The sequence below is a fragment of the Paenibacillus sp. P4_A9 genome, from assembly GCF_056402415.1.
The window spans coordinates 42,159-65,980 of sequence record NZ_JBFUHL010000034.1 but is presented as its reverse complement, the minus strand read 5'-3'; the positions used below and the strand labels follow the sequence as shown (position 1 = coordinate 65,980).

Sequence of the window (23,822 nt, the reverse complement as noted above, 5' to 3'; positions counted from 1 at the left end):
AGATCGGTACGAAACCTTCCCTTATACGGTTCTAATAACCACTCCACTACCACCATCCTAAATGAAGAGTTAGCCCGTATTCAGCAGCTGGGCTTGAACGAAGAATTCTCTGATTATAATGATATTGGACTCATTCAACGAAATTAACAGCTGCATTATCGTGAACAACAAGCATAAATAGTGAAAACGAAAATATGCTAGTCACTGGGAGGTGATTATAATGAGCGTTAGTCCGAGCGTTAGTCCTAGGGATTTGTTAATGAAAATGAAAGCAGAAGAATTTGTTTACGACTCAAAAATTGGAAGGGCATTAAATCGTCGCCACAGCGAAGATAAAGACTATGTTTTAAAGATCTTAGACCTGCTGCACCAAAATTTTGATCGAGTGAGATACATCGATGATTTAAGTGAAAGTAAAATCGGAAAAGGTAAATGGGCTGTGATGATTTCCGCAAAGTTTGCGATGATGGATAAACGGTTTCCGATTCCTCAGGTGCCGTTTCATATTAAAGTCGCTGGCAAAAATGAGCTGTCGATGAACGCCCAGCAGGCTTACCTCACACTAATCGGTTTCTTTCAGGAATTAAATGATGAGATCTGTGTAGCATTAAACTTTAAAAACAACGAGTACAGAACTATCTATAAAGAATTAACCAAGAAGCAATCAGTAACCAGGTAATTAGTATGTAAGTGATACATAGAAAAGCTCCCAGCCTTTGTGGGAGCTTTTTAACTGTATAGTCAGTCATAACGATAAGAGAAAAACAGGTGATTACTAACCCTAAATGGTTAAAAACCCCTAAAATTGAGGCGTTCGTGTTTTTGGATCAAAGTTCTTATTATTGATCCCAACCACCACCACCAACAGTAATAGTTTATTAATAGTTGATGTTAAACTATTAATCATAGCATATGAGTGTCTTATTACAACCCCTTGCCCGCCCCGCTTCTACGTCCTTACCTTCGACACCATCCCGTATCCTGCCACCCGCTTCCAGACTCCTTCTTTCGATATTTCCGTCACCCTTGAAACCTCTTTATGTATTTTGTCTCTTCCGAATTCTCCCTATTTCCTTTCTGTTCCGTTCTTCTAGATACCATCGATGAAAACTAGTTTGATCCTACGTACCTGGGTACGAAAGTCAGGCAGGGCGGCAGGGCGGCGGCGCGGGTCGGAAAATCGGTTTCAACGGAAAGATCAAAGGAAACGATATTGAAATCTAAAGGAAAAATTAGTGAAGGAGCATTGTACTAAAAGTAATAAATCAAAGGAGCGAATTAGGATGGGCAAGGAGGAAAGGATATAGGGTCGAAAGTGCGGGAACGGGATCCGGCTGCACGGGAGAGGAAAATGAAGATCAAAGATGAGTGAGCAGGGGAGAGACACGGACTGTCAAGCGGGCATACGGACGCGGAAGAGATAATAAGAAAAGCCTTACCTCATAAGGCGTTGTAATAAGACACTCATATCCAAGTATAGACAGATCGCTCTCTTATATATTAGAATGGAACAAAGGTTCTTATTGTCATTATTTGGTGTTATGAGGTTCGCTGGCTGTTCCCTCTCTCTTTGATGAATGCCTTACATTACATAGGAAGGATGACCTGTCTTGATGAATGAAGAAGTCTTATTACAATTTGTCCGTTCGGTCCGAGAAGGGAATGCTTCTGAGATATTCCCGATTGTGAAGGAGGCGTTCGGATTGCGAGCTGCAGCAGAGGCTGTGTCTATGGTTCTCTCTGATGAGAAGACCTATCGATACCTCTGTGATGCGCTAGGTGATGATTTTGAAGCGGAGCGGGTACTGTTATCTTTTTGGGATGCGGATCGCTTCTCCAAAGTACGGAGCGGGTCGCCAGAATTCTTTCTCTATATTTCTCTTGTGCCCTATCTCACCGGCCAGGAGGATGCTCACCATTATCGGATTGGAACTTCGGTACGTTTGTCACAAGGTAAACCGATTATTTGGTTCCACCACATCATCTCGCATGAGCGGATGAAAGATCCTGCTGATTGTGTCACGTGGGACAAGTTCAGTTCAGAAGAACATGCACTCTGGTCGCTTCTCGTTTCTAAAATATTATCCCTTCCCGAAACCTGGTACATTGATGCGGTTAAAACATCAAATGACGCACTCCTTGTCCCATATGATTTAAGTACTTATGAATAGGAGGACATCCATATGAGATTTTCCTTCCGCGTACGCAAAAGGTAAACAACTTCTATCTGATACTGATTTTCAAAATGCAATCTGGTTTCGATTATGGACCGATATACACAGACATGGGGAATTAATCGAATATGGTGGTTTTATCGAAAAATTTGATGCGGATGCAGTTTGGATCAACGGCGGTTATTTCCTCCGGAAGAATTGGCAACTGGTTGTACGGTAGAAGGAGCTGTTTATGATCTCGTTACGCTTTTGGCCAACCATCATTAGTTTTATGGGCACGTCGCTTCTGTTAGCGGCTGCGCATCTAACATTTCAACACTATGTCTACAATGTACCCATCGAACGCAGCTTGAGCCACCTGAGCGGTATCGAGTCGTATAACTATCAAGTAGGAAATAGTTCGATAGTTATTCAAGCTAAGTTCAGCCCACAGTCAAGTATTAAGGACATATACGCTCAGATCAATGAAGATTTAAGTTCAGTCGTCCGTGGCCGGAAACTTTACATGAAGCCTACAAATGTGCCCGACGAATCACTAAACGCATTCTGGTCCTCGGCAAGTTTATTGGTAACAGAAGCCATTGACAGTAAGCGTTACTCGGAAATCTCACATCTTCTTAAAGCAATCCCCCATGATGGGAGTATTCATACGGAAGTCGATGTAGACGATCGGCATATATACATAACAATGTCAAACTCCAGCAACGTGAAATTCATGCAGTTTGTTCGAAATTCGTAAGACATAGGGGTGCTACGTTGTTCAAAAAACATTGGAAAGAATTTATTGTCGGCTCCCTTGGCTCTTTGGTATTGTACCTTATCCTTGTAGTCGAAGTAGATCCGCTAGCCATGATAACGGCATTGGCATCCATCTTTATTGCCTTCGTCTTAATTAATTTCTTTCTTGGGCGCGGAATGATCGGGGCAGCCGGGACTACGAAAATGCCAGAACTATTATCATTTGATGAAATTGGAGGACAAGAAATGGCAAGACGAGAGCTGAAGGAGGCTCTCGATTTTCTCGTTAATGGAGACAATTTGAAACACTATGGCATTCGTCCCCTAAAAGGTATATTGTTGACAGGTCCGCCCGGCACAGGGAAAACGCTACTTGCAAAGGCATCTGCCCATTACACAGATTCTGTATTTTTATATGCGTCTGGTAGTGACTTTGTTGAAATGTATGTAGGGGTAGGCGCTCGCCGTGTCCGTGGGCTTTTTAAAGAAGCACATCAGTTAGCTAAAAAGCAGAAAAAACAGAGCGCGATTATCTTTATCGATGAAATTGACGTACTTGGCGGAAAACGTGATGGTACTTATCAAGCAAAAGAAGCAGATCAGACACTAAATCAGTTGCTCACCGAGATGGATGGACTATTCAGCCATGATCCTCGCATTCTAATGATCGCCGCGACGAACAGAAAAGATATACTGGATGATGCTTTGTTGAGACCAGGTCGGTTCGATCGGCAAATTCAAATAGATTTGCCAGATAAAAATGGGCGTTTGCAAATTCTATTTATCCATTCTCAGAACAAACCCGTATCGGTTGATGTACAGCTTGATTTAATTGCAGATCAGACGTTTGGATTTTCCGGAGCACAGTTAGAAAGTCTAATGAATGAAGCTGCGGTGTACGCGTTTCGTGAAGAGAGAGTAACTATTGAACAGGCCCACTTGACCCAAGCAATCGATAAAGTGTTACTTGGAGAAACTAACGATCGAAGATCAAATGAAACAGATCGTCGCCGAATTGCTTTCATGAACTGGGTCACGCAATCATTGCCGAAACTATTCGTCCTGGATCCGTTAATCAAGTTTCTCTTTCCCCTCGTGGTATGGCCATGGGTTACGTTCGCCACAATACGAATGAAGATAAGTACGTATATAGCAAAACGTACTTGGAAGAACAAATTAAGATATCTCTTGCCGGCGCCGCAGCTGAAGAATTATTCTACGGAGAACGAAGCACAGGCTCTCGTCAGGACTTTGATCATGCTCTGCAGATTGTTGAAACGATGATTCAATCAGGACTAACGCAACTGGGTATTGTCAAAATGGAGATGCTCACTCGAGAAGCTAGCATGACCGAATGCCAGAACATTCTGAATGATCTTATGGAGCAAACCCGCTCCTGTTTAGACGAAAGACGAAATTGTGTGGAGTCGTTATTACCGATCCTCCTGCAGGAGGAAGTCTTAACTAGCAGCGCGCTGCAACATGCAATCAGTATTACGAGAAAGGAATGTGTATAAATGGTATTGCATAGAAAACGACCGTTCGAATCAGTTAATAAAACGAACAAAGTAAGCCGCATATTAAAAGTTCAGGAGTTCATTGACTTTTTCGTACTCGCGGAGATTTCTCAACAGCCCAGGTATGTTCGTGAGCTCGATGAGATCATGGTAAAGAAATTACAGGGTGTCGGCGTAAACGTGTCGTATATGTCAAAGCGATTAGACTATATGGAGCAAGAGGGTTATATAACACGCTATTGGGACAACGAGGATAAGCGCCACAACCATTATTGCAAGATAACTGATACAGGTATTGAGTACTTTAAAAAGTTGCTACAAAGTGTTCCTGACAAAGTCAATGAGGCGCTAGATTTTTATAAATCATTGCACAGTTATATTGATAAGTTTGGCAAAATCAATTTTATTAAAACCGAGTAACTAATAACATGCTGAAGTGTAAATAGGGGGAGACTGATTGGAATTTATACGAAAACTTTATAGTTTGTTAATAAAGAAATGTAGAAAGAGTACAAAGGAAATAGAAAACGTGAAAAGCTATCAAGATCACTCGAGGAGGACATCTATGAGCCTAAATAATTACAAGTTGATTAAACAATTAGGTGAGGGTGGAAATGGCTGGGTTCGCCTTATGAGAGATCCGGATGGTCAAGAAGTAGCAGTTAAAATTTGCAAACACAAAAATCCAGGTAGTGAGTTTACTAAAATAAAGCTAGAACGATTTATAATTGAAGCTAATACAGTTAAGAAACTTTGTCTAGAGGGTCAGAAAGGTATCATACCCATAATTAATTCTATGCTGCCTTGTGAAGAAACGAAAGAGTATCTTTTTGTTATGCCTGTAGCAATTCCACTGGAAAAGAAAATCGCAGGGGTTCAAGATTTGTATCAACTAGTCCGTATTTTCAGGGAATTGGCACAAGTGTTAGTAGAATTACATTCGAAAGGTTATTCACATAGAGATCTTAAGCCTGACAATATTCTATATTATGATGGACAATACTGTTTGGCTGATTTTGGCTTAATCGATTTCCCTGATAAAGAGGATCTAACTAGAAAAAATGAAGCATTAGGCAATAGAAAGACGATGGCTCCTGAAATGCGATTACCTAAAGAAGTAAATGATCCAAGAGCCGCTGATGTTTATTCCTTTGCTAAAACATTGTGGATGGTTCTCTCGGGAGAAGAATATGCTTTTGATGGTCAGTTCAATTACTATGAGAATAACAAGTTGCAACTAAAATATCCGAAGCAACACTTTGTAGAGCTGTTTAAATTAATATCAGATTCTACGTTTGAAGATCCATCAAAGCGACCTATGATGCAGGAATTTTTAGATAGGTTGGTTGATTGGGAATCTATTGCTAATAACACTTCTACATCTGCAAAGAGTTTATGGGGATTTATTGAAGAGTCAGTTATCAAACAATTTCAACCAAGTACGGTTATGTGGAAAGATGAAGAAAAAGTTATTACCATTGTAAAACAACTATCTCTCTTAAATTTTAACCACACATTTCTACCTTCAGGTGGAGGTTTAGATTTACTTGATATTAGTAGACCTGACTGGATAAAAGAGAAGAATATACTATTATTAGATTTTGGATTTGGTATGTTACAAGTAATTAAATTAAAGAGATTGGTGTGGGAAATTCCGAATAACGATCCAAGATTTAGTTATTTTMGGTTAGAGTGTGAACAGCTAAGTAATGTTTACCCGAACTCGGATGATATGTCCGAAGAGCTAAAACTTAATACGGATGGCGAGTATGAAGTCTATAACGGCGATGAATATGATGATGAAATAGGTGCCTATATTAATATCACTCATATCACTCGTTGGTTGTCTGGTTCTCTTTTAATTGTGCAAAAGGGATCAATTTATAATCACGAAATAAATGCTGCCTATGACGCGCGCCATTCGAAATTAGATACAGATCAATTTAGAGAATACATGGAGATACTTCAGTCTATCTACGTCCATCCATTACTATGTAGCCGTTTTAGAATTCTAGCAAATATTGATCCTTCCGTAGAAAGCAATTTCAATGCATTGAGAGATATAATAACTTAAGAGACGATGCAAACGGATAAATGAGTTAACAGGAGAGGAGAATCTGTCCGATGTGGAATTGGCAGGAAATGTGGCCGAAACTTAAAGCTAAATTTGATCGTCCGCCTTTATCTCACCGGGAAAATAGCAATAAACAATACATTCCGGTTGAGTGGTACGAAAATCGTGCAAATACAATAGGTGGTGAACACTACAAAAAAGAGATACGAGAGTACCAGGTCACAGAATCATTTGTTAAAGTCGTCATTCGAATCTACTTCGGTGATACATTCCGCGACGGGTACGGGTTTTGTGTAATCGATACCCTCGGAGTAGCAAATGCAGTGGATCGTGCATTTGCTGAAAGTCATCGAAATTCATTTGATAGTTTCGAGATGGGTTGGGAGGACCTAGGTATCTACGAGAAAAAAGGGATCCGAAGCAAAATTGCAGAGGATGTTCTATGTAAGAAATGCCATTTACCACTAAAACTAGAGGATTTGGAAGCGATGAAGAGATTCCCACGATTAATTGTGCCTTATCATGTTCCCTCGTGTGCACCAGCGCATTTGCTTAAGGAATAAATAACTCTAAAATGTTATTTTCGCTAAATTCTCTTAGGAGGCATTTATTTTGAATGGGTTAATACCATCTTCTATTTTATACATTTCCTTAGTTGTTTTAGGATTTGCTTGGCTTTCATTAAAGAAAGACCTTCCTATTTTCACTCACGTTTTCTTATTGCTAGCTGCAATCTTCCCTGTAATTTCATTATTACTTGGTAATATGTATCTTAATGATGATCAACATTTTTCATTTACAAATGCGGGGCCTGCAGGAGATTGGATTGCTGGTTCTTCAGTCCCTTTTCTTACACTTGCCACTTTTTGGATAGCCTATCAAGCGTATAAAAGTCAACGCGAACAAATCGTCATAGCACAAAAAGATAGTAGAGAAACACGACGGTTGCCTATAGTTCCGTTCCTTCATTTTGAGATTATTGATACTACGGTGAGTTTTCTAAAGCCCGAAGTTACTGTTGTTCACTTTAAAGAAAGTTCTGTTCTTCCTAGAATTGCATATGAAGATGCAATAGCTTTGAGAAGTGCTGGTTATGAAAGTTTATATATTCGTCTAACTAATATCGGACTTGGATTGGCGACCCAGCTGCTGTTTGAAAAGATGGGGGAATGTTCTAGCAATGTTAATGTAAATAGCGGGAATCCAGGAAACTTAAATTCATATTTTATACAAACAAATAGTAGTAAGGAGTTTTAATCTATTTTCCTGTTCAAGAAGATAACAATTTTAAATATAGTTTACAGTTATCATATTGTGACATTATCGGGAACATATATAGCCAAGAATACCAATTTCAATTTCATTCGATTGGGTACATGTTTGTAGGAGAAAATAAGAAAGCAATGAATTATGGTATTTCACTAATGAGTGAAGGATTCCCGAAAATTAATAATTAAGACAAGTGTTCGGCGAAAATAAAAGTGTTAACTGAGATAATAAACTATTAGACTCCTGCAGCAGCGCTCAACGAATGGGCAGCACTCCATAAAAAAAACCGTATTATAATTTTTCTTTTGGATACACACATTCGCTTGTTACATAAACATTCCGCGTCCTAAAGTGAAGTCATGAACATAATATTTCCGGACACACCATAAGATAGACAAGGATTTTACGATAAGGAGACGAATAGTATAGAAAATATCCGATGAAAGGAGTGGACACATTGCACAAGTTTTTTAGCGGAGTGGCGATATTCTTTCTCGTAATCAATCTACTCAACTTCACAGTACAGGAAATCTATGGAACGTATTCGCTTATGCAGATCGAAGGATTCTGGGCATTGCTCAACCCGCTTACTATTTTAAGAAACGTAATTACGTGGCTCATGTCTTCCATCACTTGGGTCTGTGTTCCACTTCAGATCCTGTTCTTCGCTCTTGCAGTCAGTACAGATAAGACTAGAAAAAAAACTAAGAACGGCCTATCTTGAAACATAGGTCGTTTTTTCTATTTGTTCTATGCAATAAAAAAGCGTACTGATGTTCTGGACTGAGAAGCATTCTCCCCTGTGTTGTAAATAGAACTACACATCAAACATATGGTGATGGTGGTAACATGTACACTCTAAACATTGAAAACCCCGACCATACTATAATTGCTGCATATCTAAAGGAGAGTTTGGAAAACGATTCAAAGCTTTTTTTTCTCTAGACCGTAATGTGCGTATATACGCTGGAAATTTAGGGATTCATGTGTTGAATGTTAATGCATAATTAACAAAATCTTCCTCGGTCAGTCCATCCTAGTATGAAACAGAATATTATATATGTTTTATTTCACTGAAGATTTATCCCGGAGGCGGTTATTTTGGATTATTGGTTCGGTCCACACATTGACACAGAACATATAAAAACAATTCCAACTCTTACAGATGAATCAAATTTTCGATATGCTTTAGAAATACCGTTTAAGGAACGATCGATTGATGGCCCTTCTGCGTATATAGTAATGAAAAACCCTAGTCAAGCAGGGCGAAAGAAATTTGGTCGTATGCAATCCGACAAAACAGTGTATAAAGTATGTCATTATTTTTATGTCCGAAAATATTCGAAGGTGATCATTCTCAACTTAGCCGGTATGTATGCTACATATATATCAGAAGTTGACCATAACTCATTTTTAGATATAGTCGCTCCTACAACAGACATCCATGCAAATGATAAAGTTATAAAACGGGTACTTAAAAAATTCCGTCCAGGAACAGATCTTATTGCCGTAGGCTGGGGTGGATTTAACAACATAAACGGCTCTAAACGGGTTTATGACAATCGAATATCTAAGGTAGTTCAAATACTTCAACAGTACTCAAAGGAGTTATATATGCATCCTTGTGATGGGAATTATCCCTATCATCCTGCTCATGATACATCCTGGCATGATTGGGAAGAATTAGTTCTCTATCAACCAAAGCGACTCTCGTAACTAGTTGTCTTTCCATATTTTATATGCTATCATTTACACATGATTATTTAAGCACCAGTTGTTCAAGTCTATGCGCCCTACGGGTTGCTCTTATGTCAAGGCATATTCACGTCTTGAAAAGGAGGAAAACGTAGGGCTTTTTGCGTTCTCTCGGTAGGTGAAGCTAAAGGAATTCAGTGACCCAGTGTCTCTGTCTCTCTTTGGCTTTTTCTATATATGACTGTAAATTACAGAAAGGAGGAAGTAACTTGAATTCAGTATTCAAGAATCTTTCAACCGTGGATCTTGGTACCTTTATTGAACAGAAGCATAACTCATTGAACTATGTTTCTTGGGTTTTTGCTTACTCGGAACTTAGGCGACTCTATCCAGAATCTACGTATGAGATCATCCGTTATCCTGATGAACGCAATAACTTCGTCTTGCCTTACCTTAAAACTGAGATCGGCTACTTCGTTGAAGTTGCAGTCACAGTAGAAGGGGATAAGCGTTCAAGCGTGTTACCGGTCATGGATGAATTTGGAGGTACACTATTTGAGCCAACAGCGATGGATATTAACACGTCGATTCAACGCTGCTTAGTGAAGGCTATTGCGCTTCATGGTCTCGGTCTTTATGTGTACGCGGGTGAGGAGTTTCCTATGATGTTTCCTGAGGGTAATCATGAAGGAAACAAAGGCGATCAGGAAGTAGAATTCCCGGTCCCAATATTTATGGATCTACGGGCTGAAGAGGGTTCCAAGGGTTCATATTTCATCATGGATATCCGAATTGGTGAAGAGATTATCGAAGTTGCCGTTGTAGGTGAGTTGATGCAGGTGCTGGGTGAATTGTATCTGAACCCAGGTGACCCTTGTGAAGTATTTTACGAGGAGAAAGCTGGTAAACTTGTCGCCACGAACATTCGCAAAGCATCGTAATTATGATCCGGAGGACTTTCCTTTTTAGGGAAGTCAGGATAAGGAAGAGGTAAATAATATGTTTAAACGTAATGTAGTAGAGCTTGTAGGAAACCTAGTCGATAATCCAGATTTCAAGGATATGGGCGATTTCAAAGTTGCGAATTTCATTCTCGCGGTTGATCGCACTGTAGACCTTAATGATGGGAATACGGCAGATTTCATCCCGATCGTTTGCAAAAATGACCTTGCAGTTTCTGCAGATACGTATCTGCGTAAAGGTAGGAAAATTTTTGTAGATGGAAGAATTCAGGTTCGTACATATAACGATGATAAAGGTCAACGTCGCTGGGTAACCGAAATCGTGGCCCATCGCATTCAGTACCTAGATGCTCCACCAGAGGAGGTAGCAAGCGGCAGCAATCAAGGCAGCCGCAACAACTACAACCAAGGCGGAAATCAAGGTAATGGAAGCGGCCAACGAAGCAATGGTAATCGTAGCAGCTACAGTAGCAGCGGTGGAAGCAACCGATCCAATCAAGGACAAGGTGGCGGAAATCGAACTACCAGTAACCGTGGCGCCCAAAGCAGTGGAAGCAACAGTTATGGTAATGGAAACCGTGGCAGTAACGGAGCCAGTGGTAACGGTAACGGAAACTCTGGCAGTAACGGTAATCAGCGTTACGGTAACAACAACTCCGGAAATTATGGTAACCAAGGCGGTAATCGCACCTATAGTGGCGCGGGTACTGGCGGTGGTGGCAGAGGTAATTCCAATGGTAATGGCGAAATGCCATGGCAACAATAAGCAACTAATCGAAAAGGGCGCGGAATATTACTTATTCCGCCCCTTTTCTTTTTGATCTTAGAGGTAGCCGACATAACGCTAAAACTTTTACCTGTTGGGCGACTTCAGAGATTATCAAATCTTAGTTGAAACCAATCTATGGCTTAATACATTATGCGTCCAGCCCAGTATAATCACGGTTTAAATGGGGAACTGGCGAAGGGAGAACATATATATGTCGCAACTCATATTTTTACGAGAAGGTTCAGAGAAAAGCTCATGTTGTTCGTGCGGGCATAAAATTTCTTCCAATGAACCGTCTTATCGGAATGTTGTACATAGCATCGATTTTTGCACATTGTGCGGCAAAGAAGCGATGAAGGACATCTGGCATCTAAAAGGCATGCAAAATCCTTGGATTCGTGTAGCAACTGACCCGCCATTTACCCGCTCCAGTAGCTTTTACGAATGTTCATCCATAGATGAGCTCATTGAAAAGTTTAGGCATGGGAATTGGTGTGTTGGTAATGCATTTATATTTGAGAATCTTGCATTGATACAGCAATTGAATGGAGGCGATGAATATCTGGCAATTTTAGATCATGTCGTATTCGATAGCATTAGCTTCGAGTGGATATTGAGAAAGCACGGTGCCGATTATACACGCAACTACATCCATAACTTACTGTATCAGCCTTTAGATCATCGGAGTGCTGATCCCGATTATTCGATCGTTGAGCTTTTCATCTAAAACTTAATGTAATTCCTTCAAACATTGGAGGGGAGCCAAATTTATTAGCCCCCCTCCTTTGGGGGGCTATTCTCAGGAGGAAGAAACTATGTCTAAGTCATGGAATGTCATTGTATATTTGAAATCTGGAAAGGAATCCGAATATTGTTTTGAAGGCAGGTATGATGAGGCACGGAATGATGCCTACTTGTCCTTCCCAAAAGGCGACATTCAAAGAGTAAGCATCAAGCCCGAGGTTGAAGAGGAAGAACCGGTAGCGGAGGAGCAGCGTCAACTTCCACTCCACCCAAATCTATTTTACCGTCAGGCGACTTTTAGCCTGCTGGCAAAAAATGATGTTAAATTTACTTGTTTTTCAAATGGAAGTTCGAATCCTTATTTCACTAGAGCACTTATAGAGCAGTTGAATCCCTTTATTGACTCTCAGCATACTACCTATCGTTATGACGAGGGAATCGATGCATATCGATCATCGATAGATGATAGTGAAGATGAGATATATACGGGAATCAATATTAAGGTTAATACTACTTACGTAAGGGTATATCCTATCGGAGGGAACTCCTCTATTTGGGAAGAGTACAAAACAACTCGTCATTATTTAAATATCGATTCAAATAGTGATGAGCACTTATGGATGTACTATCACCAGCCTGATAAGCACAGTGAAGAAGAMACGACGATAGAAGTCTATTCTGAGCCAAGTTTCGGTACAAGGAGGATTGACAAACGATACCTCCTGCAAATAACCGACACAGAGTACGACGAACTTCTAAGAATTAGTGATGCGCCTGCTAATGGGAAATCCTACTTGGAAAGAGCAGAGGTGGTCAGAAAACGCAGCATTATGAAGTTGGCGTTACTTGCAAATGGTTTTGTTCCAAAGGCAGGAATTTTTTGGGGTAAACCTTGGAAGGGATTTTTTATTGATATAGCAGCTTCCCAGCCAGACCGATTTGTTATTCGCTCGTATATGTCGTCTTATGACATATTTCAGATTTGCAGTAACATGGACGAACTGGAGAAATTTCATTCCTATTTGCGTGAACGGGATGAAGATGACTTTGCGGTATTAATGAAGAAGTTTTGGCGTGAAAGACCAACAGATATGGTAATGTTGCAGCATATCTATAGTAGTCTCTCATTTGTTGGAGTAGAGGCCCGTGCTTACCTAGAGAAAATTAAGGAAACAGACCTGGTAGTTTACCTTAAACGAGCAGATGATAGGACAAAAGCTTATTTTTACGACATACCATAATAGTAGATTGCCATCCAATTGGGTGGCTTCTTTTAATTCTATCTATTTTTATGGCTGCGTGATATAATAAAAGCAGAATTTTTGTCCGACCTTTACGCAAGTAAGCAGCCCTAAGGGTGAGCATATGAACATAGGCGAACTATGCCCATGTAAAGCTCCCCTTAGGGTTTTTTGTCGTTTTCGGACAAATTTCAAACTTTAGGAGGATGATATTTATGGTTACTGCTGAGCTAAATCGCATCGACAGTGTAAGAAAGTCGAAGGAAGAATATCTTCAGGAGCGTATGAAGCAAAGAAATATTTCCGAGATTTTTAGTGATCTTCGAATCCGCATCTCTAGGGAAGATACCTACGCGGAACAAAAGAAGATAGCAGATCAGGCACTTCGGCGTAGGATGAAGAAGATTCCTATTACTGAAGAATTATTTGCAAAGGTATCTTGCGGTCCCGTTCAAGTCAGCATGCAGCCAATTAGGGAAACAATTCAAACTTACAGCCCTATGGCGATTGTTAGACATCTTACGAAAGCCTCCAGTTCTTTCATTGAGAATACTGGAATTAAGGTCTTAGTTAAAGATGGGATACTTGGATATGATGAAGCCTATGGTGCAATCGGTGTTGATATTTCACCGAAAAAACACGGTTCAAGTCTGGGGTTTACTCGAATCGGTACATATTACAAATTTGTCGATGTCCCGTCATTCTTGACCGACGTGTTATTGAAAAATTCGTTACTGAATTATACACAAGCTCATTTGGAGTATGTACGAAGAGAGCTTGCACGTAAGGTGATTGCATATGCAAAACGAAGTACGCAATCTTCTTTCAATCTACTGGGACCTGAGATGCTGATCACACTTGTACAGGATCTCTGCACTGATGTGCATGACCCCGATGCCGAAAAAGTTATTGACCTATTCAACATTTTTCCAAATGGCGTATGGGATGTACTTTGTGAGGTTGATGGCGCGTGGGATAGGATGCTTGCTGACCCTAATGTCCTCAGATCCATGTATGAGTTAGCACTCTATCCATTTTTGCAGGAGGTATGCAGCCTGCATGATGATGCAGATGATCGCGAAGAATCGAATGATACTTACGCAAGAGTTTGGCAGCTTAAGAAGAATATACCGTTAAAAACACTAAACCGAATGAGTAGTAATGCGTTTTTAACTCACTACGGTACGGTTGAGCTCGATGCCGATGTTGACTTGGAAAAGTTTACGGAAATCGAATCGGAGTTTAGGCGTATGACGAACATTGTTAAGTTGCCGATGGCTCCTGATCATAGCTTCCGAATTCGCAAACTGGGCAACTACCGGGCTTCTGGTTTGTTCTTTCCAGGCTTCAAAGCAACTCTAGTGGACTTGGACGGCATATCAAGTTACATGCACGAAAGTGCACATCAAGTTGATTATCAACTTGGGACGAAATTTGATCGTCTTAGCGATCAATTCTCTTTCCTGGACGTGTACGAAAAGTACGAGCAATGTGTCCTTCGAGCAATCGTTAAATTGCCGGACGATGACGCTTTTGTTCTCCGATGGAAAGGCAAAACAAAGTACAACGCAGATTATTATCTCCGTCGAACCGAAGTCTTTGCCCGCTCCTTTGAGCTTTATTTACATGAAGTAAAGGGAATCCAATCGTCATTCTTGGACGCCAAATATGATTCACCGGTCTATCCGAAGGATTATGAGTTTCTAAGAGCAGTCGAGCTGTACTTCGATGATGTTTTGCCTGTTACTCCAGAAAAAGCAGAACAGCCTGCTACTGCCGTCTTAACTCCCACTCCATTCACTCCATTGGAATACTATATTGACCAAGAAACTGGCCAATTATTTTTTCCAATATGAGAGGAGGCGGAACGGTGATGAATATTTTTGAACTTCAAGAAGAACAGAATGCAAATGCGAATTCTCGGGTTATCATTGACGAACTAAAAGTCATGTATATGAGGGACACCCGTGTATGGATCGCCCCAACCTCGTATGGAAAAGATAGTTCCATGCAATTGGACCTACTGTGGCGTGCGATACAGGAGCTTCCGCCTGAAGCACGTACAAAGCCACTTCATGTGGTCACTAGCGTCACAGGCGTGGAGATACCTGCCTTTGAAAATCACGTGCGAAATTACGTGCGAAAGATTCAGCAGGCTGCTGTAGAGCAGAATCTACCCATCTATGTCCATCTTTCAGAACCAGATATGGATAAACGGTTTTTGTCTCAGGTGCTCGGCTTTGGCAATCCACCACCCACAGAATCGAGCCGTTGGAGGTGGTGTTCTGACAAGACGAAGCTCGACCCAGTAGTAACGAAAATTGTGAATCGCATCATGGCTGATCGAATGGTACTTGATGAATACGATGCCATCATGTTCCTAGGGGTTCGCAATTCTGAAAGCACTAAGAGAAAGACGAGCATTGCCAAGCATTCTCTTGATGACAAGTTCGCTCGTCATTCGGATCATCCACGTATCCTCGTATATCACCCTATCGTAGATTTTGAGACGGATGATGTATGGGGTTATCTTCTCAATCGAGGAAAGCTTGCATGGGGATCAGAGGCAAGTGAATTGCTCGCACTCTACAACGCTAGTAATGGTGGTGAATGTGAACTTACTGCACCAACAGGTAAACAGACTTCTAGCTGCGGAGGCAGTCGCTTTGGCTGCTACACGTGCTGCTACGTCGGACGGAAGGAAAAGATGCTTGCAAACCTTTATAACCAAGGTGATACCAAGGTTCTTCCTCTCTACAAATGGAAAGTCGCTCTATACGATATGCGTTGTGATGCCAGGTTCCGCCTCCCGCTCCGTAAATGGGTACATAGGAAGCTTGATGGTGAGATGGAGTATCATGAGCTTGATTATGATGCATGTGAAGATAGCGTTTGGAACTATACTCCTGGTCCGATATCCATCGTAGGCCGAAAGATGTTGCTTGAAGGTTTGCTTCACGCAGAACTTGTAAGTGGATATATAGAAGATGGATTTCAAATCCTCGACGAAGACGAGATCGCATTTATTTTGGAATGTTGGAAGAAAGAAGGCTTTGACCTTAAGAGGGAAGAGTTAACTCCAATAGCTATTCCAGTGAACGACTTATTTTCGCTCAAGCCAAATGGGATTCTCAACGAAAAGGATAGCACGTATGCAAGCGAATGGTCGGAGCGCGTCTATGACGTTAACTCAATCGAGCTTGCTGCAATTCAGGAACGCTGCAATATCCTTTTTGAAGATAAAGTTTGGATACCCAGCGCTGACAGGAAGCGTGTCAAAGAAATTCAGCTAAAAAGTAACATCAATATCTAATCTAATAATTCCATAAGGTAAGAGCCCTCACACCGGGCATGACAGTTAACATTCTTGTCCTCTCGGTGTGAGAGGGGACTACTGGAGGAATACACATGAACGCAAGTGATCGTTATTCAAAGATTAATCATTTACTAGGTGGTAATTTGAAGAGGTTTTTATTAGAAGAAGCGGATTCCACCAAACTTCGATCGGCACCATATATGGATCTGGTTATTGAAGTAATCGGTACAAACCGCATAAGTATGACGCACTATTACACGTTAAACGGTGATCTTGTTTCAGATCCGGATATGGAAATCGTTATTGATATTGAAGATGAGACAGCAAACGCAGCCACTTATCAGGATTTGTTCATTTACCACGATGCATACGATGAGAACGGTATAGTTGATGTACACGAGCAAAAAGAACTCAACGAATTTCTTGTAACATGGTTAACGAATTTGCTTGATCAAGGTTTTTCTTATGAAAACCGAGTTTTGAAGTAATAAAAAAAGAAACGGCCGACTTCTACTGAAACCCGGCCGGATCTTTTTTCATACGCACATCTTCAATCTTTTCTAAACGCCATTGCTCAAACATTTGTCTGCTAATTTCATCTGCATTCTCGTGATCACGCCCGATGATATTTTTTGTCAAAAGTGGCTTCCCACGTAGGGTATCTGAGACCATCACACAAACTGTCCAAACAGCTACCGGAACCAATACTGCAGGTAGCCATAGCGTAGGAAAGATTATCACCTCTGGAACAGCCTGGAGATACCAAGGCGTTATTAGTCCAGACTTTAGATAAATACCTTCTAATATTTGTGGAAACATTACACAGGGAATGTACGACACTAGAAAAAGTACGAACACGGCAATCCCAGCATGAAGCAATCGGTTTACCTTTAGGGCAATCACACAATATTGAGCAATCAATAATATTAAGACAAACACGCTGATGACCGCCAAGTCTGGTCCAGCTGCATATAGACTCTTGTTTACTTGGTAGAATAGTTGATCTAGCATAAGTTTCCCCCTTCCTATTCCCTACAAACATATGTTTGTATTCCCTATTATAAGTCTCAGGGATTAGGTTTTCAATATATATTTTCATAATTATGTAAATTATGAGCTATCTATGTGTGTATTTCGCACACATAGGCATTGTCAGATTATGGGGGGATGGTATATGATAGATAGCAGATTAGGCTAATATTCCTACATTTCTAGCAAATTTTGTCGTTATATAGGATGAACTTGCAAAATTTGAGGGCAGACCAGGTTAAGACACATTATCTAGGAGGATTATCAGATGAAAAAAAGTAATTTTAGTTCAAAGGTATTAGTTCTATTGTTTGTAGTATTTGTCGCATTTAACTTAATTGCAATAACATCTGCATTTGCAACGCCGGCACCGAATGCTGTTGTACCAAGCATGACCAACCTTAATGGGGGTAGCAGCTCACCTACAGATATAAACAAACTGATAGATGGTTGGGTTACCAATCTCCGTATTATCGGTATCGGCCTAATTCTCATTCCGATTGTAGTTGGAGCGATAATGCTTGGCTTCTCCATGGGTAACGCACAGAAAAGGGCAATTGCAGTTGCTTGTCTATTAACCGCCGGTATCGGTATAGTCATTCTTGCAAAAATGAATGCTCTTGCTGGATGGATTGTTAACCAATAATCTGACTTCCAGAATTAAGCCCTACTCCAGCGTAGGGCTTAATTTTTAGGGTCACAGGAAAGGGGGTCATCTGGTAATGCGTACAGCAATGCCCTTTGACACAGAAAAAGAACGTCGACCTATTAAGATATGGGAACTAAGCTTCTCTTGGAGGCAAACCGCTTATTTCTCAATCGCACTTCTTACGTTTATCCAGTTAGTTCAATATACATATAACGAGAGTTTTCCATTTGCATTATCGTTTGTAGTGTTCTTCATGTGTGCGATGGTCTTCGTTCCTGCAGTTCTACTCTCGTTTGTTAAACATCCACAAAGCGGATTATTCCTAGACCGTCATCTCATATATAGATATCGACATAAGAAAAAAGAAAGTGGTTTGTGGAGGAGATTCTAAATGAGTGATATTTTTATGTTTTTGGGGCTTGGACTYATTGGTTATTTGATATATCGCGTCATGACCAATAAACCAATCATTCCCGTGGGGAAAAAAAAGAAGAAGACAGAGACCAAAACAGCGACTGTTCAAACTAGAGAATTAGAAGGCGATTGGAAGAATATAATCGGCGTCAAACAAATCGTTGGTGATTATCTAATCGAGCAGGAGCAAAAAGGGGACATTCGTACATTCGTAGGAGCTATTAAAACGGAACCAATCAACTATCAGTTGCGTTCGATTATGGAACAAGAAGATACGGATCGCGCTTATGAGCGGCTGCTTGCCCAGTTATCATTAGGCCCCGGTCGAGAAGTAAAGCTTGGTATTTCTGTGCAATCTCGCCCTATTGAACTCGTAGATCAGATGCAACAATATTATGATACTTTCCCATCTCTACAACCCATCGCTCAGCGCTACGCTGAAGGCATGTTTTTTCCTTTTATGGAGCAATGGCAGAAAAACACAGATGAATATAATTATGCACGTTACTTTTTTGTTATTTTAGAATACCCACCTAAATTGATCGAGGATATGGATGACGACCTCATTTATTCCAAAGCTACAAACGAATTTTACCGACTTGGATCTACCATTGTCGGCGGATTTGGTCGTATGGGAGGAGTCGCCAAGCTTGCATCTATTGAGGACTTACTGGAGTCACAATACTTTGCCACACATAAACAGTCAGGTACCGTTAAGGGATTCAGATCAATATTAAATAATCCGGGACGTCTTGGAAACACTGTAACGTCCGACTACTCTCGTCCGGCAAACAGATTTGTAGATGAAGATTTGGAAGATCAAACGGAGGAGATAAATGATGCTGAAAAATCTGTTAAATAAATTATTCAAAAATAAACCATCTCCCGTTGACTCTAGTCAACTGCAATCTCAAAATCTGAAAAACGGCTCACCTGTGCCAACACTGTCTTATTTTGATTTTGTAGCACCTACGGGATTCGAAGTTCCTGTGCAACCTCGTGATCTTGGTTATGTTCTTGACGGTCCTGCAGGGGCTTACCCTTTCCGTTCATTTATTATTGAATTTGGAACTACAACCTTAACAACAGGTGCCCTTGATGTTTTATATCGCTCTGGCCCCGTCAACATGATGTTTTATATAACGAAATTGACACGCAATCAAGCGATACGTTCATATAAAAATGCAGCTACTGATGAAGGAACGCGTTTGATTAATATGCTCAAATCAGGTAACGACATCGAAGCTCGGGAAGCTCAAAAGTCGGTAGATGCAGCGGGTCGATTGATAGATGAGCTGAGTGATGGTTATAACGATGGATTCCTGGGAACATGTCTTGTTACCGTCTTCGCGAAGGACGAAAAGGGACTGGATAATGTCGGTATGCACATGCAGGATGATTTGCTAGGTAACGATCATTTCCTTAGAGTGCTCTATAACAGGCAGAGAAGTGGATATATTTCTACGTTACCTATTGCAAACAACAAGATTGATGACCGGAACGATCGGAGGTTTTTCGATCGCACAGCAATTGTGGCAGCTTCACCTTTCTACAGTTCGGAAATTCCATTTAGCGGCGGTGTTCCCCTAGGTGTCAACATGCACTCAGGAAATATGGAATTTCTTAATGTTTTTGCGAAGTATCTTGATAACTATTCCTCAATGATCGTTGGTTCAAGTGGATCGGGAAAATCATTCAGTAATAAATATATCTCTAGTTCACAGATATGCCTCGGATATCGGATATTCTCGATAGACCCTGATGGTGAGAATGGACCTGTATGCAGGCTCCTCGGTGGACGCGAAGTGGAAATTCGCGAAGGTGGTAATGTCTGCATTAACCCATTTGCAATATCTGAAGAAGAGGTTGAAATAACAGACGCTGTCGGCCGAAAAAAAGCGATTGTAATTGTACCGCTTGGTCCTAAAATTGGCCAGCTTCTGAAATTTTTTGATCGCCTACTCGGCGGAATGTCAAGTGAAGAAGAAACTCACCTAAAAAAAGCTATTCTCGATACTTACCATGATGCTGGCATCACGGATGATCCTGCAACACTTTATGAACCAGAACTCGTACCAGAGTTTAACCGTTATACTCGCGAAGTAGAAGAAGTGCGTAAGCGTATACCGGAGCGAACCTTAACTGATGTGTACAGACGATTACTCAAAAATTGTGCTATTAATGTCGATTGGGACACTCTCGAATTTGAAGATTTAAAAGAAAAGTACGCTGAACGTCTTCTTACCGTTATTCGCGGATATTTGCGTGATTTCCCGGATGGCGCCCTTATCGATGGTCAAACGAATTTTGGGGATGATCTGCCGGTTGATAATATGTTGGATAATGTCTGCTGGATCAACTTTAATATTAAAGCAATCGAAAGCTCGCGTATTTTTGATATTATGATGCTTGTCATAACGACTCTTGGATGGGAATACTTCATTAAACGACCAAGCCTTCGTAAATTCCGCAAGAGACTTAAAATTGAAGAAGCTTGGAAAATGAAACGAATTCCAGGTGCGATGGAATTTATCGAGGATTTAGCGCGCCGCTCCCGTAAGTATAATGCTGGCGCCGACATTATCACGCAAGACCTTACCCCTTTCTTAGAAGATCCAAGTGGAATCGCATTGGTTAAAAACGCTACAACTGCTTTATTCCTCCGTATCGGGCAAATCTCTATTGATGAAAAGCTGCAATTGAAGAGTATTTTCAATTTATCCGAAGGAGAGCTTGAGGTTATATGCCGCCGTCCTCCAGAGCGGGAAGAAGATGACTCACGCGGTGAAGGAATCATGCGAGTCGGTGGTAGTTCAGCATTTATTAAGGTAACCGTAAGCAAAGAAATGAGACGATTTATCGACACGGACCCTGACTGGTTGCAAGAGCAAGGACTGCTTCCGGAGGTGGGGTAATATGTCCTTATTTAAAAAAAAGGTGAGCAAGGAGCCCAAGGGATTAAAAAGGAAAAAAAAGAAGATGAAGAGATTAATAATCTCTCTGGGACTGGTTTCGATAGTTTCATCAATCTTTGCCCCGGTCGCACTCGCAGGTAGTGGCGATCCATGGTATACGGCACCTTTTACATGGATTATCGATTTCTTGCTTGGAGTATTAGGCGGAATTCACGATCCTGCCGATCACATATTTTATAACGGCTGCGGGATCGCGGGGACTTTTTTTAAGTCATGCGAGGATCGATCAGTCTGGGGAATGTTTACGACAACGCAATTTAATACAGTCATATACCGTGGATTTTGGATGTTTGCAGGATTATCATTCGCATTCATTTGTCTCTCAGTACTTAAATCAGGCGTGCTACTTTCTTATAGCAGGATTTCATCTACGCTAAAATTCGAAGTCAATGATGCCTTAGTAAAAACAGTGGTAGCTACCATCATGATTGCACAGTTTTTCCCAATTGCATCCTCGTTATTTTCACTGAATAACGGCTTTGTGAAGATGGCTTTTAACGATTTAAAATCCCCCCAAGTCGTTGTTGATAATAGAGGGGCCGCTATTCCAAATGATGGACGGAATATTACCAGCCGGGTGGAAATGAACAGCCTATGTCAAAATACGAGCGAACTGACTTCTCCAATTGCACGCGCTGCGTGTTCTCTAACCGTTCGCGGGGTATCCATCTGGTGGGAAGTATTCTATCTACAGCGCAAATTTATGATTGCGATTCTGGTTATTCTTGCACCACTATGGATTAGTTGTATGTTCTATCCCATGTTACATGGGGTTACTTTCACAGCATGGAAAGAACTATGGTCACAGATTATTGCACAAGCGATTCACGCAGTCCTGTATTGGATTTACTTTCATTTAATAGATGATCAGATGGGTTGGTTCCAAATGGTTGTCGGACTCTGCTTGTTTATCCCCATATCTGAAAGTATTCGATTTATTTTCGGAGCGACATCGCAAACTGGCGGGAAACTTGCGGCCGCAGGCACACTTGTAGGAGCAGCAGGCATCATGAACCTAACAAAAGGCATGATGTCAGTCGGAAAGGGTTTAGGTAACGGATATAAAGCTTCAAAAGGTATGCCAACGGATAAACAGTCATCCGGAGGAGGTCGTGGGCTACCTGGTATGGGAGGTATGGGTGGTAACATGGCCGGAAGCGGAACGTCTGGAGCCTCATACGGAGGAAGTGAGGCAGATCTCGGATCTGGACGTCCTATTTCAAAGCACCAACGTAAACTGAGTGCAGCTGGTGAGATTGGTGCTGGCTTCGGCAGAGCTGCAGGAAGAATTGCATTTGGATTTGCAGGATCAGGTATGGGTGGCGCGGGTGCATACATCGGAGGCGAGATTGGAGAGGCCGTAGGAGATGGGGCAGGCTATCGGTCAGGCGTAGCTGGATACGTGGGAGGTAAAGCCGCTGGCAAAGGCGCTGCGGCAGTCGAAAAGAGAATTGCGGATTTCCCTTCGAACTTCAGTAATGCCTATGGGCAAATGACCAATAGAGATGGTGATTGGACCGCCAAAACTGCCAAGGCTGCTTCAACCGCTGCCCAGGGCGGCCTAGATCAAGTAGAAGCAAAGCGTAATCCCCAGACACTTACACCAGAACAAAAATCAAATATTAATGCCGAGAAGCGTGAAAGTGCTGCTGAAAGGGCGGGTACAGTTGGCGAGATGGTATTCGGACGAGGCGGATACGCAATCGGCGATAGCATGGCTCGTAATTCCAAAGCAGGAAGAAAATTGAACCCTTCGACTTTGACGGAAATGAGAGATAAAGGAAAAGTGGACACAGTTTACGCATTAGAAACAGCAAACTCAAGCGTACTCGCTGTTCAAGACGCATCAACAGGTGAATTTAAGCCTATCTCAAATCTAGGCCGTGGTAACTCAACTCTTCAAAAGGGATCAACCGTTGTTACTCCTTATCAAATACAAGGTAATGGGAATTCCGTGCGATTAACTCCTATTAAAGAAGCTGTCACTGTTCCAGGTACGGAAGGAGCAGGTAAAGACGGAGGATCCAAGGTTGAGTATGTCAATGCTTCTTATTTACATAACGATCAAGGTAAGTCGGCCTATAGCGGCAAGACAATGGATGCCAACCTGTTTATCAGTCCATCTCAACAGGATGCTTCAGTTGATTTAAGACGCCGGAATTTTGTCCCTAAGAAACAGGAGCAACCGTCTTAATCCTTCGGGTAACCATCTTTAATTATATAATGCCCTTCGTCAGTTCGGACGGGGGGCTTTTA

The 23,822-nt window shown here is 41.4% G+C and carries 21 protein-coding genes and 1 pseudogene; 21 read left to right on the top strand and 1 reads right to left on the bottom strand.

Features of this window, described 5'->3' with window-relative positions; genetic code table 11:
- The first annotated feature begins 220 nt into the window (after window positions 1–220).
- From AC1DVJ_RS20155 to AC1DVJ_RS20075, 17 genes and pseudogenes are all read left to right on the top strand, one after another.
- Window positions 221–679, top strand: coding sequence for a hypothetical protein (locus AC1DVJ_RS20155; RefSeq protein WP_477593007.1), 459 nt, complete (start codon window positions 221–223; stop codon window positions 677–679).
- Window positions 680–1,613: 934 nt separating this feature from the next.
- On the top strand, window positions 1,614–2,171 hold the full coding sequence (locus AC1DVJ_RS20150) for a hypothetical protein (protein ID WP_477593006.1): 558 nt from the start codon (window positions 1,614–1,616) through the stop codon (window positions 2,169–2,171).
- Window positions 2,172–2,406: 235 nt separating this feature from the next.
- Complete coding sequence (locus AC1DVJ_RS20145) at window positions 2,407–2,913, top strand: hypothetical protein (RefSeq protein ID WP_477593005.1); 507 nt, start codon at window positions 2,407–2,409, stop codon at window positions 2,911–2,913.
- A 17-nt stretch (window positions 2,914–2,930) separates the two neighbouring features.
- Window positions 2,931–4,429, top strand: a pseudogene (locus AC1DVJ_RS20140) (AAA family ATPase).
- Window positions 4,430–4,849 (top strand): PadR family transcriptional regulator, encoded by a 420-nt coding sequence (locus AC1DVJ_RS20135; protein WP_477593004.1) that lies wholly within the window; start codon window positions 4,430–4,432, stop codon window positions 4,847–4,849.
- 145 nt (window positions 4,850–4,994) lie between these two features.
- Window positions 4,995–6,503 (top strand): protein kinase domain-containing protein, encoded by a 1,509-nt coding sequence (locus AC1DVJ_RS20130; RefSeq protein ID WP_477593003.1) that lies wholly within the window; start codon window positions 4,995–4,997, stop codon window positions 6,501–6,503.
- A 50-nt stretch (window positions 6,504–6,553) separates the two neighbouring features.
- Window positions 6,554–7,066, top strand: a complete 513-nt coding sequence (locus tag AC1DVJ_RS20125; protein WP_477593002.1) for a hypothetical protein — start codon at window positions 6,554–6,556, stop codon at window positions 7,064–7,066.
- Window positions 7,067–7,115: 49 nt separating this feature from the next.
- Window positions 7,116–7,760: a hypothetical protein gene (locus AC1DVJ_RS20120; protein WP_477593001.1), complete on the top strand. Its 645-nt coding sequence runs from the start codon at window positions 7,116–7,118 to the stop codon at window positions 7,758–7,760.
- A gap of 469 nt (window positions 7,761–8,229) precedes the next feature.
- Window positions 8,230–8,496: a hypothetical protein gene (locus tag AC1DVJ_RS20115; protein WP_477593000.1), complete on the top strand. Its 267-nt coding sequence runs from the start codon at window positions 8,230–8,232 to the stop codon at window positions 8,494–8,496.
- 377 nt (window positions 8,497–8,873) lie between these two features.
- On the top strand, window positions 8,874–9,488 hold the full coding sequence (locus tag AC1DVJ_RS20110) for a DUF1643 domain-containing protein (RefSeq protein WP_477592999.1): 615 nt from the start codon (window positions 8,874–8,876) through the stop codon (window positions 9,486–9,488).
- Window positions 9,489–9,736: 248 nt separating this feature from the next.
- Entirely contained in the window at window positions 9,737–10,408 is a 672-nt protein-coding gene (locus AC1DVJ_RS20105) for a Sak single strand annealing protein (protein ID WP_477592998.1), read from the top strand.
- 58 nt (window positions 10,409–10,466) lie between these two features.
- Window positions 10,467–11,195: a single-stranded DNA-binding protein gene (locus tag AC1DVJ_RS20100; protein WP_477592997.1), complete on the top strand. Its 729-nt coding sequence runs from the start codon at window positions 10,467–10,469 to the stop codon at window positions 11,193–11,195.
- A 214-nt stretch (window positions 11,196–11,409) separates the two neighbouring features.
- Window positions 11,410–11,925, top strand: a complete 516-nt coding sequence (locus AC1DVJ_RS20095; protein ID WP_477592996.1) for a hypothetical protein — start codon at window positions 11,410–11,412, stop codon at window positions 11,923–11,925.
- Between the two features lie 88 nt (window positions 11,926–12,013).
- Window positions 12,014–13,183 (top strand): hypothetical protein, encoded by a 1,170-nt coding sequence (locus tag AC1DVJ_RS20090; RefSeq protein WP_477592995.1) that lies wholly within the window; start codon window positions 12,014–12,016, stop codon window positions 13,181–13,183.
- Between the two features lie 215 nt (window positions 13,184–13,398).
- On the top strand, window positions 13,399–15,039 hold the full coding sequence (locus AC1DVJ_RS20085; RefSeq protein WP_477592994.1) for a hypothetical protein: 1,641 nt from the start codon (window positions 13,399–13,401) through the stop codon (window positions 15,037–15,039).
- A gap of 17 nt (window positions 15,040–15,056) precedes the next feature.
- On the top strand, window positions 15,057–16,496 hold the full coding sequence (locus AC1DVJ_RS20080; RefSeq protein ID WP_477592993.1) for a phosphoadenosine phosphosulfate reductase domain-containing protein: 1,440 nt from the start codon (window positions 15,057–15,059) through the stop codon (window positions 16,494–16,496).
- Between the two features lie 95 nt (window positions 16,497–16,591).
- Window positions 16,592–16,987 carry a DUF6908 domain-containing protein gene (locus AC1DVJ_RS20075; RefSeq protein ID WP_477592992.1) on the top strand — a complete coding sequence of 132 codons (396 nt, stop codon included), beginning with the start codon at window positions 16,592–16,594 and terminating at the stop codon, window positions 16,985–16,987.
- 22 nt (window positions 16,988–17,009) lie between these two features.
- Here the strand turns inward: AC1DVJ_RS20075 and AC1DVJ_RS20070 are convergent, their stop codons facing one another.
- Window positions 17,010–17,510 (bottom strand): hypothetical protein, encoded by a 501-nt coding sequence (locus tag AC1DVJ_RS20070; protein ID WP_477592991.1) that lies wholly within the window; start codon window positions 17,508–17,510, stop codon window positions 17,010–17,012.
- Between the two features lie 286 nt (window positions 17,511–17,796).
- Here AC1DVJ_RS20070 and AC1DVJ_RS20065 point away from each other — a divergent pair, with 286 nt between their 5' ends.
- From AC1DVJ_RS20065 to AC1DVJ_RS20050, 4 genes are all read left to right on the top strand, one after another.
- Window positions 17,797–18,174, top strand: a complete 378-nt coding sequence (locus AC1DVJ_RS20065; RefSeq protein ID WP_477592990.1) for a hypothetical protein — start codon at window positions 17,797–17,799, stop codon at window positions 18,172–18,174.
- Between the two features lie 394 nt (window positions 18,175–18,568).
- Window positions 18,569–19,453 carry a hypothetical protein gene (locus AC1DVJ_RS20060; protein ID WP_477592989.1) on the top strand — a complete coding sequence of 295 codons (885 nt, stop codon included), beginning with the start codon at window positions 18,569–18,571 and terminating at the stop codon, window positions 19,451–19,453.
- The gene (locus tag AC1DVJ_RS20055; RefSeq protein ID WP_477592988.1) at window positions 19,428–21,506 is read left to right on the top strand and encodes a VirB4 family type IV secretion system protein; all 2,079 of its coding nucleotides are present in this window, start codon (window positions 19,428–19,430) and stop codon (window positions 21,504–21,506) included. The genes AC1DVJ_RS20060 and AC1DVJ_RS20055 overlap by 26 nt, the downstream gene beginning before the upstream one ends.
- A gap of 64 nt (window positions 21,507–21,570) precedes the next feature.
- A complete protein-coding gene (locus tag AC1DVJ_RS20050) occupies window positions 21,571–23,760 on the top strand; it encodes a hypothetical protein (protein ID WP_477592987.1) in 2,190 nt (729 codons plus the stop codon).
- The last annotated feature ends 62 nt before the right edge of the window (window positions 23,761–23,822 follow it).

Bases quoted from the DNA above. Each gene is read 5' to 3' on its own strand.
- AC1DVJ_RS20125 (WP_477593002.1), top strand. From the start codon at position 6,554: ATGTGGAATTGGCAGGAAATGTGGCCGAAACTTAAAGCTAAATTTGAT.
- AC1DVJ_RS20155 (WP_477593007.1), top strand. From the start codon at position 221: ATGAGCGTTAGTCCGAGCGTTAGTCCTAGGGATTTGTTAATGAAAATG.
- AC1DVJ_RS20150 (WP_477593006.1), top strand. From the start codon at position 1,614: ATGAATGAAGAAGTCTTATTACAATTTGTCCGTTCGGTCCGAGAAGGG.
- AC1DVJ_RS20080 (WP_477592993.1), top strand. From the start codon at position 15,057: ATGAATATTTTTGAACTTCAAGAAGAACAGAATGCAAATGCGAATTCT.
- AC1DVJ_RS20085 (WP_477592994.1), top strand. From the start codon at position 13,399: ATGGTTACTGCTGAGCTAAATCGCATCGACAGTGTAAGAAAGTCGAAG.
- AC1DVJ_RS20050 (WP_477592987.1), top strand. From the start codon at position 21,571: ATGAAGAGATTAATAATCTCTCTGGGACTGGTTTCGATAGTTTCATCA.
- AC1DVJ_RS20055 (WP_477592988.1), top strand. From the start codon at position 19,428: ATGATGCTGAAAAATCTGTTAAATAAATTATTCAAAAATAAACCATCT.
- AC1DVJ_RS20075 (WP_477592992.1), top strand. From the start codon at position 16,592: ATGAACGCAAGTGATCGTTATTCAAAGATTAATCATTTACTAGGTGGT.
- AC1DVJ_RS20145 (WP_477593005.1), top strand. From the start codon at position 2,407: ATGATCTCGTTACGCTTTTGGCCAACCATCATTAGTTTTATGGGCACG.
- AC1DVJ_RS20065 (WP_477592990.1), top strand. From the start codon at position 17,797: ATGAAAAAAAGTAATTTTAGTTCAAAGGTATTAGTTCTATTGTTTGTA.
- AC1DVJ_RS20070 (WP_477592991.1), bottom strand. From the start codon at position 17,510: ATGCTAGATCAACTATTCTACCAAGTAAACAAGAGTCTATATGCAGCT.
- AC1DVJ_RS20135 (WP_477593004.1), top strand. From the start codon at position 4,430: ATGGTATTGCATAGAAAACGACCGTTCGAATCAGTTAATAAAACGAAC.
- AC1DVJ_RS20100 (WP_477592997.1), top strand. From the start codon at position 10,467: ATGTTTAAACGTAATGTAGTAGAGCTTGTAGGAAACCTAGTCGATAAT.
- AC1DVJ_RS20095 (WP_477592996.1), top strand. From the start codon at position 11,410: ATGTCGCAACTCATATTTTTACGAGAAGGTTCAGAGAAAAGCTCATGT.